Source organism: uncultured Mucilaginibacter sp., from assembly GCF_937859865.1.
Classification (GTDB): Bacteria; Bacteroidota; Bacteroidia; order Sphingobacteriales; family Sphingobacteriaceae; genus Mucilaginibacter_A.
Window position 1 is genome coordinate 66,166 of record NZ_CALMAT010000009.1, and the last position, 7,295, is coordinate 73,460.

The window sequence follows — 7,295 nt, forward strand, 5'->3', positions numbered from 1 at the left end:
CTTTTTAAAAGGCTTTATAGAGGAGAGAAGATTTAGCAAGACATGACAGGAAAAACAATTATTGTATCGAACAGGCTGCCGGTAAAAATACAGGAAAAAGAAGGCGTTTACCATTCCTCGGCAAGCGAAGGCGGGCTGGCAACCGGACTTGGATCGGTTTACCAAAATGGCGACAATGTTTGGATCGGATGGCCGGGAACAGAAATTGTTCCCGAGAAACAGCAGGAAATAATTGGCCAGTTGCACGAACTGAGTTTGCTGCCAGTTTTTTTAAGCCAACAGGAAATCAGCGAGTATTACGAAGGTTTTTCCAATGAAGTGCTTTGGCCGATCTTTCATTATTACGCATCCACGTACAGCAATTACCGGCAATCCAACTGGGAGTTTTACCAGCAGGTAAACCAAAAATTTGCCGATGCCGTTTTAAGTGTGGCCAAACCCGGCGATACGATTTGGGTACACGATTACCAACTGATGCTGGTGCCGGCATTGGTCCGCGAAAAACTGCCTGATGTTTCCATTGGTTTTTTCCTGCATATCCCGTTCCCTTCGTTCGAGCTTTTCCACCTGATCCCGTGGCGAAATGAATTGCTGCAAGGTTTGCTTGGTGCGGATCTGGTTGGTTTCCACACGTTTGATGATGTGCAGCATTTCACCCATTCCTGCGCCCGTTTGTTAAACGTTAATTTATCGGCCAACATCATTTCGCTATCCGACCGTTTGGTGGTTGCCGAAGCTTTCCCAATGGGGATTGACGAGCAAAAATATGCTTCGCTGGCCACATCAGATCAAGTAAAAAGTGAAATAAAACAGTTGAAAAGCAGCCTGAACGGTGCCAGAATTGTTTTATCGGTTGACCGTTTGGATTATAGCAAAGGCATTTTGCAACGGCTGCTAGCTTTTGAAGAACTGTTACGTAAATATCCCGAATTTATTGGCAAAGTGGTTTTGTACATGATCGTTGTCCCGTCGCGCGATACCGTTCCGCAATACAAACATTTGCGCGACGAGATTGACAAGCGCGTGGGCAACATCAACTCGCTTTTCCGCACCATCAACTGGAGCCCGGTACACTATTTTTACCGCTCTTTTCCGATCGAAACGTTGTCGGCTTTGTACGCTTGCGCCGATGTCGCGCTGGTTACGCCAATGCGCGACGGCATGAATTTGGTAAGCAAAGAATATGTGGCCAGCCGGACAGACAACACCGGCGTTTTAATTTTAAGCGAGATGGCCGGCTCGTCGCGCGAATTGATTGATGCCATGATTGTTAACCCGAACAACACGGTGATGATGGCCGAAACCATCAAACAAGCGTTGGAAATGCCGGTCGAAAAACAGCAAAGCCGGATGGTGAAGCTTCGTAAAAATGTTTCGAAATTTAACGTAACGCATTGGGTTAAAATTTTTATGGAGCGTTTGCGCGAAGTAAAAGAGCTGCAGCAATCGTTGCATACGCGCTACATCAGCGAGGTTACTGTCAAAGCCATTTATAAAATTTATGCCAAAACCTGTCGCCGTATTTTCTTTTTGGATTATGATGGCACGCTGGTTGGCTTTAACGCAGACCCGAAAAAAGCTTCGCCAGACGAAGGATTGTACCGGATTTTGCAGGATTTAGCTGCTGATCCATCAAACACCGTTGTTTTGATAAGCGGCCGCGATTACCAGACTTTAGAAAACTGGTTTGGCCATATCCCGGTTACGTTGATTGCAGACCATGGCGCCTGGCAAAAATTAAACGGGACCTGGGAAAGCATGCCATCGCTGGACGACCAATGGAAAAAAACGGTTTATCCTGTGCTGGAAACCTTTTCCGACCGTACGCCTGGTTCTTTTATCGAGGAAAAAACCTACTCGCTGGTTTGGCATTACCGCAATGTGGGCACGGGTTTGGGCGAACTTCGGGCAGGCGAACTGATCAACAACCTGCATTACATCACCAGCAACCAGGGCTTGCAGATTTTGCCCGGCAATAAAGTGATCGAAATTAAAAACATCGAAGTCAACAAAGGCCGCGCCGTTTCTGCAATGCTGCACCAAAGCCAGTACGATTTTGCTTTGGCCATCGGCGATGACCATACCGACGAAGATACCTTTAAAGCCATGCCCGATAATTCGGTAACCATCAAAGTGGGCAGCAGCAGCTCAGCGGCCAAGTATTATTTGAACGATGTTAATGAGGTGAGGGGTTTATTACAAGGCTTTGCAAAGGCTGTTGTAGTGAATGATTAAAAAAGGGTGGTAAAAGAAGCATCAAAACCAATACTTCTTTTACCACCATTTTTTACAGATTCTTTGGTTTGTAAATTTTGTATTGGAAGATATTTTCCAATCAAAATGTTATAATTGTTGCAGAAACTTTAAGCAATGGAAAAGGCTTGGCGTTGTTGGGATATTGAAAAACGTCCGCGGAACTAAAGCCATATTGAAAAACTAATGTTGAAAATAACGACAAAAAGCTAAATTGAAAAACGTCCTGACCGAACAACTGCTGCAATGTTGCTGCTGATGAAGATTACAACGTCCTGCTTCAATAACGCCAAACCCCAAGTTAGCTAAGTATTTACTTCTGTTTCGTCCATCTCCACCATTCGTTTGCCACTTTGTTCCAATTGAATATTTCATAATTTGGTTGTCCTGTTGGTGTTAATGGGAAAAAATTATGCTCAAGTCCCACGTATGCTTTAAATGTAAAGTTTTTCTTTTTTTGTCTTAACATTTCAATGCGTAAATAATCATTCTGTGGTGCACTCCAATCTTTAGTCCCATAACAAATTAAAATCGGAATTTTCAATTTTTCTAAATATTTAATGGGTGGAATTGAAAAGTCATAAGTTGCTTTATAAGTGTCACCATTTGTTGCGTCCATATTGGTTTTATTACTTACAACCTGTTCCCAATAATCAAATTCACTTTCTGCAAATCTTGTGCTATTTGTGTCCGTTTCTGTTGCTCTGTCTTGCCCAACCATAGCCATTATTCGTCCTAATGGACTTCCACTTGAATAAATTAAATGTGTTATTTTTTTAGTCTTCATTGCAAGTTTTGATGCAACTGTGCTTCCTTCTGAATGTCCTGCAACAACCAATTTAGAATCGTCAACAAAAGGTAGTTTTTCTAAAAAATCTATTACTTTCAAATTTCGTTGTACGTAATAGTCAAGCAAGTTTCTATTTGAATAATTTTTAGGAGTTTTTCCTGTTTTTGAGTCTTTATAAACAAAATTTTGCCCTAATGTATTTGTTTCTACAATAACCGGTATAAATGGTTTACTAATTATGACAATGTGGTAATCAATTTCTAAACTGTCCGTTTTAAAAGGAAAAACCCTATACGTTTTATCTCCGTCTTTTTTTATTAATGGCTGTGGCAAACTTCCTTGACAAAAAAGAAAAATTGGCTTTCGCTCTTTTTCTTGTCCTTTTTTAGATTTAACTAAGATGTCTACCGTGTCGCCTTTATAAATTGTTTGCAAGTGTCTAAAGCCAAAGTCTTCTGCGTTATTTTTTTGTGCAAAAGTTTGAGTTGTCAAAAGGATTGTCAATATGAATAGTAGTGGTCTCATAATATTACAGCTAACGTTCAAGGCTTGGCGAAGAACTGGAAATTAAAACTCGTCAGCCGAAACCAAAGCTAAATTAATATTTAATCAAATGTTGATGCTTCTTTTACCAGCTAAATTTAATCCGTCCGCTAAAACCGAAGCAAAATAGCAAAATAAATTTGATGTTTTATTCCGTCAGCCAGTTTTTGCCAAACCAATGGTAGCGGTTCGTTGTTTTTTCGTGAGGCTGTTTATGCGTTCAATTTGTCAAAGATTGCACTTATTGCTTGTGGATTTGCATTAGCCATTGCTTCGCTTAATCTAAATGTTAATTCACGCTTGCCTTCTTTCATCTGTTCAAATACTGATTCTATAAAACTACTTACAGAAGGATGGCCATCGTGCAAACCTTTTCCCCCTAAATCTGTACTCAAAGCTGGTGGTATGATTTCTATTACTTCAATGTTCTTATCTTTCAACATATACCTCAAAGACATTGTGAACGAATGAAAAAATGCTTTTGTTGCACAATAAACAGGAACTTTTGAAAACGGAACAAATGCCAGGCCAGATGTTACATTAATGATTGTGTCCAACGATTTTAAATTTGTGAAAAGCGTTGTCAAATGAATTGGTGCTAAAATATTGGTTGTAATTTCATTATTTGCCTTTTGGTAAAAGTCTGTATCTGATATGTTCATCCAATTTTGAATTCCTGCATTGTTTACAAGTACATTCAAGTCGCTGTAATTTTCAGCAATCCAATTATAAAGGTTAGTTCTGTCTTCATCACTGGATAAATCACATACTTTCGTAATTATAGAAGGAAACTTGTCTGCAACTTCTTTTAATGCAGATTCACGTCTTCCACAAATGATAACCGTATTATTTTCCTGAATAAATCTTTCAGTTAATCCAAACCCAATGCCACTTGCACCACCTGTTATTAAAATTTTATTGTTTGATAATTTCATTTTGATTTTTAGTTTTTATTATTGTATTGTACATGGATACAGTACAGCTTTTTCACCTATGGGTGAAGAAAAAACAAGTGCATCGTTAATGTCTTCAAAGCTAAATTTTTTCCCTGCTTTGGTTTTAAAATGTGGCATCTCAATAATTTCAGCAATGTCTTTTAATGCTTTTTCTAAATGCTGCTGATTTTGTACAGTTTTAGTTCTGAAATTACCAAAGCCTTTAATAGTAATGCCTTTCATTAATATGCTGGCATGAAATGTTAAAGGGGTTTTTCCTCCAAGATAGCCGTAAGAATAAATCGTAGAATTAAAAGGCAGCACATCAATAATTTGATTTAAAATTTCACCGCCTACACCATCAAAAACTGCTGTGGCTGATAATCTTTGTGCTGATTCTTTTAACTGTTGTTTAAAATCACTATCGGTTTGAACAACGATGTTTTTTACACCCAGTACTTCCAATTCTTTTTTAGCGTCTTCAGTTCTTGCTATTGAAATTATCGGAAAGTTGTTTGCAATGCAAATGCCTAACATTGCAATTCCAGTTGCTGAATTTCCTGCTGTGCAAATAATACCTTTGTGTCCTTCTTCTAAAATTTGTTTTAAGAACGCATAAGGCGTAATAATATTTACCAACGAACCTGAATAATCCTCCATGTTTATATCGGGAAGGATGGCACAATGCAGATAATGCAAATGTGCATATTCGCACCAGGTGCCAATAATGTTTTCGCTAAATTTTAAAGAACGGTAAACAGTAACTTTTTTCCCTTTGTATTCTTCTGGAACTCCCTCACCAATTGCTATCACAGTTCCCACACCTGATACACCACCTATATCATATTGGCTTATAGGGATAGAACCTTTTGGAAAAGCACCACCAATAAAAGCAGTGTCGCCTGCATTGATTCCACAAGCCTCCATTTTAATTATCAGATGTCCCTGTTCAGCCTTTTCAGGTTTCGGAACATCTTGTACTTTAACACCCTTGTTGGCCGTCAAGCAAATAGCCTTTATTACTTTTTTCATTTCCTTTTTTATTTAGGCTACAAAGGTATCTTTGCACTTACTTTATTACAAGTACGCACCCTAAAGTAGGTATAATGACAACTATTAAAGTTTCTTCTACAAATCAAATCAACAAGAGGGTAATTGCTACAAAATGCCCTGTTACTTTCACCTTGCATAAAATCGGTGGGCGCTGGAAACCACTTATTATTAATTGTCTGCTTACAGGTACTAAACGCTACGGCGAACTTAGAAAAGCAATTCCTGCTATAACTGAAAAAATGTTGATTCAGAATTTAAAAGAGTTAGAAGCAGATGAACTGATTATTCGTGAAGCCAAGCCTGTCGTTCCACCTCATGTTGAATATAGCCTTACTGAATGTGGTGAGGAATTAAGACCAGTTTTATTGTCAATGAAACAATGGGCATTTAAGCACAATGTATAATTTGGGGTCTGTTCTGGGTTTGTTTGGTGTCGCTTTATAATAACCGGTAACGGAAAGGGCTTGGCGATGGATTGATATTTGAAACCTTGTCCGCCAAAACCAAAGCTAAATTTATAATTAAAAGTTGATGCTTCTTTTACCGGTTAAATTTTGTTCCTTCCGCCGAAACTGAAGCAAAATAGCAAAACAAAAGTTGAATAACTTTAGTCAGCCAGTTTTTTGCCAAACCAATGTTAGCGGTAGGTATTTTTATTCAAATAGTAAGTTAATTCGTTTTCCAAGTCCAAACTCAAAAATTCTATAAAGAGTTGAAAGTTGAATATCACATTTGCCATTTTCAAGTCTTGAAATGTAACTTTTCTTTGTTCCAACTTTTTCAGCCAATTGTTCTTGTGTCATGTTGGCTTCTTTGCGGGCTTCTTTCAGCATTTCGCTTATGACAAAATACTGGGCTTTTTCTTCAAATTCGTCTCGTTTTTGAGTGCCTGTTTTTCCGTATTTAATATCTAATAATTCGTCAAAGTTCTTAGCATTTTTGATGTTTTCTTCGTTCATTTCTTTTTTGAGTTAAAGTATTCGTCTTTCAATTTCACAGCTAAGTCAATTTCTTTTTTGGGTGTTTTCTGAGATTTCTTTTGAAAGCCATTAAACAGAACCACTAAATATCCTTTATCAAAACAGCAGAATATTCTATAAATATTGCTTTCAAATTCAATTCTTATTTCATAAAGTCCGTCAGTCCCTGTCAAGTGCTCGAGGAATTTTTTCGGAACATTTTGAACAGTCCTTAAAATTTTAAAGATGTACTCGATTTTCTCTTGCAATTTTTCAGGCTGCTCTAAATAGAAGTCCGTGAAATAGTGTTCGTAAAAAATGATTTTTCTTTGCGTGTCCACTTTGCAAAGTTAACTCAAAAGTTATCAAAAGGCAAATTTTCGAGGATTAATTTTGGGCGAGGCTTACCGCCAACGGAAAGGGCTTGGCGAAGAACTGGAATTTGAAATCCTTCAGCCAAAACCAAAGTTAAATTTATAATCAATTGTTGATGCTTCTTTTACCGGTTAAATTTTTGTTCCGTCCGCTAGAACTGAAGCAAAATAGCAAAATAAAAGCTGATATTTAATTCGTCAGCCAGTTTTTTGCCAAACCAATGTTACCAGCTGCCATTCTTAGTCTCAATTTAATTTCCACCATTTCTTTTTCTTTTGTTCAGTTTGCATTTTTATTAGTTCCGCTTGCTCTTGTCTAATAGTTTCTAAAAGTAATGCGATATCTGACACTGGTAGATGGACTTCGAAAGGCTGAAAAGCGTCAAAG

Annotated in this window: 7 protein-coding genes; 2 read left to right on the top strand and 5 right to left on the bottom strand. The window is 38.0% G+C overall.

Annotated elements, in window-relative coordinates; genetic code table 11:
- Nucleotides 1-42 precede the first annotated feature (42 nt).
- Entirely contained in the window at nucleotides 43-2,235 is a 2,193-nt protein-coding gene (locus tag Q0192_RS01495) for a bifunctional alpha,alpha-trehalose-phosphate synthase (UDP-forming)/trehalose-phosphatase (RefSeq protein WP_299285014.1), read from the top strand.
- A 331-nt stretch (nucleotides 2,236-2,566) separates the two neighbouring features.
- Here Q0192_RS01495 and Q0192_RS01500 read toward each other — a convergent pair whose 3' ends face one another.
- The 3 genes from Q0192_RS01500 to Q0192_RS01510 form a co-directional block, all read right to left on the bottom strand.
- Nucleotides 2,567-3,568, bottom strand: a complete 1,002-nt coding sequence (locus Q0192_RS01500; RefSeq protein WP_299285015.1) for an acyl-CoA thioester hydrolase/BAAT C-terminal domain-containing protein — start codon at nucleotides 3,566-3,568, stop codon at nucleotides 2,567-2,569.
- A 230-nt stretch (nucleotides 3,569-3,798) separates the two neighbouring features.
- Nucleotides 3,799-4,521, bottom strand: a complete 723-nt coding sequence (locus Q0192_RS01505) for an SDR family NAD(P)-dependent oxidoreductase (RefSeq protein WP_299285018.1) — start codon at nucleotides 4,519-4,521, stop codon at nucleotides 3,799-3,801.
- Between the two features lie 18 nt (nucleotides 4,522-4,539).
- A complete protein-coding gene (locus Q0192_RS01510) occupies nucleotides 4,540-5,553 on the bottom strand; it encodes a zinc-binding dehydrogenase (RefSeq protein ID WP_299285021.1) in 1,014 nt (337 codons plus the stop codon).
- A gap of 74 nt (nucleotides 5,554-5,627) precedes the next feature.
- On the opposite strand from Q0192_RS01510, the gene Q0192_RS01515 reads away from it, so the two are divergent.
- Complete coding sequence (locus Q0192_RS01515) at nucleotides 5,628-5,978, top strand: helix-turn-helix domain-containing protein (RefSeq protein ID WP_299285024.1); 351 nt, start codon at nucleotides 5,628-5,630, stop codon at nucleotides 5,976-5,978.
- Between the two features lie 249 nt (nucleotides 5,979-6,227).
- Here the strand turns inward: Q0192_RS01515 and Q0192_RS01520 are convergent, their stop codons facing one another.
- Together Q0192_RS01520 and Q0192_RS01525 are read right to left on the bottom strand one after the other, a co-directional pair.
- Nucleotides 6,228-6,533, bottom strand: coding sequence for a helix-turn-helix transcriptional regulator (locus Q0192_RS01520; RefSeq protein ID WP_299285027.1), 306 nt, complete (start codon nucleotides 6,531-6,533; stop codon nucleotides 6,228-6,230).
- The gene (locus tag Q0192_RS01525) at nucleotides 6,530-6,874 is read right to left on the bottom strand and encodes a type II toxin-antitoxin system RelE/ParE family toxin (RefSeq protein ID WP_299285030.1); all 345 of its coding nucleotides are present in this window, start codon (nucleotides 6,872-6,874) and stop codon (nucleotides 6,530-6,532) included. Before Q0192_RS01525 ends, Q0192_RS01520 begins: the two co-directional genes overlap by 4 nt.
- Nucleotides 6,875-7,295 lie beyond the last annotated feature (421 nt).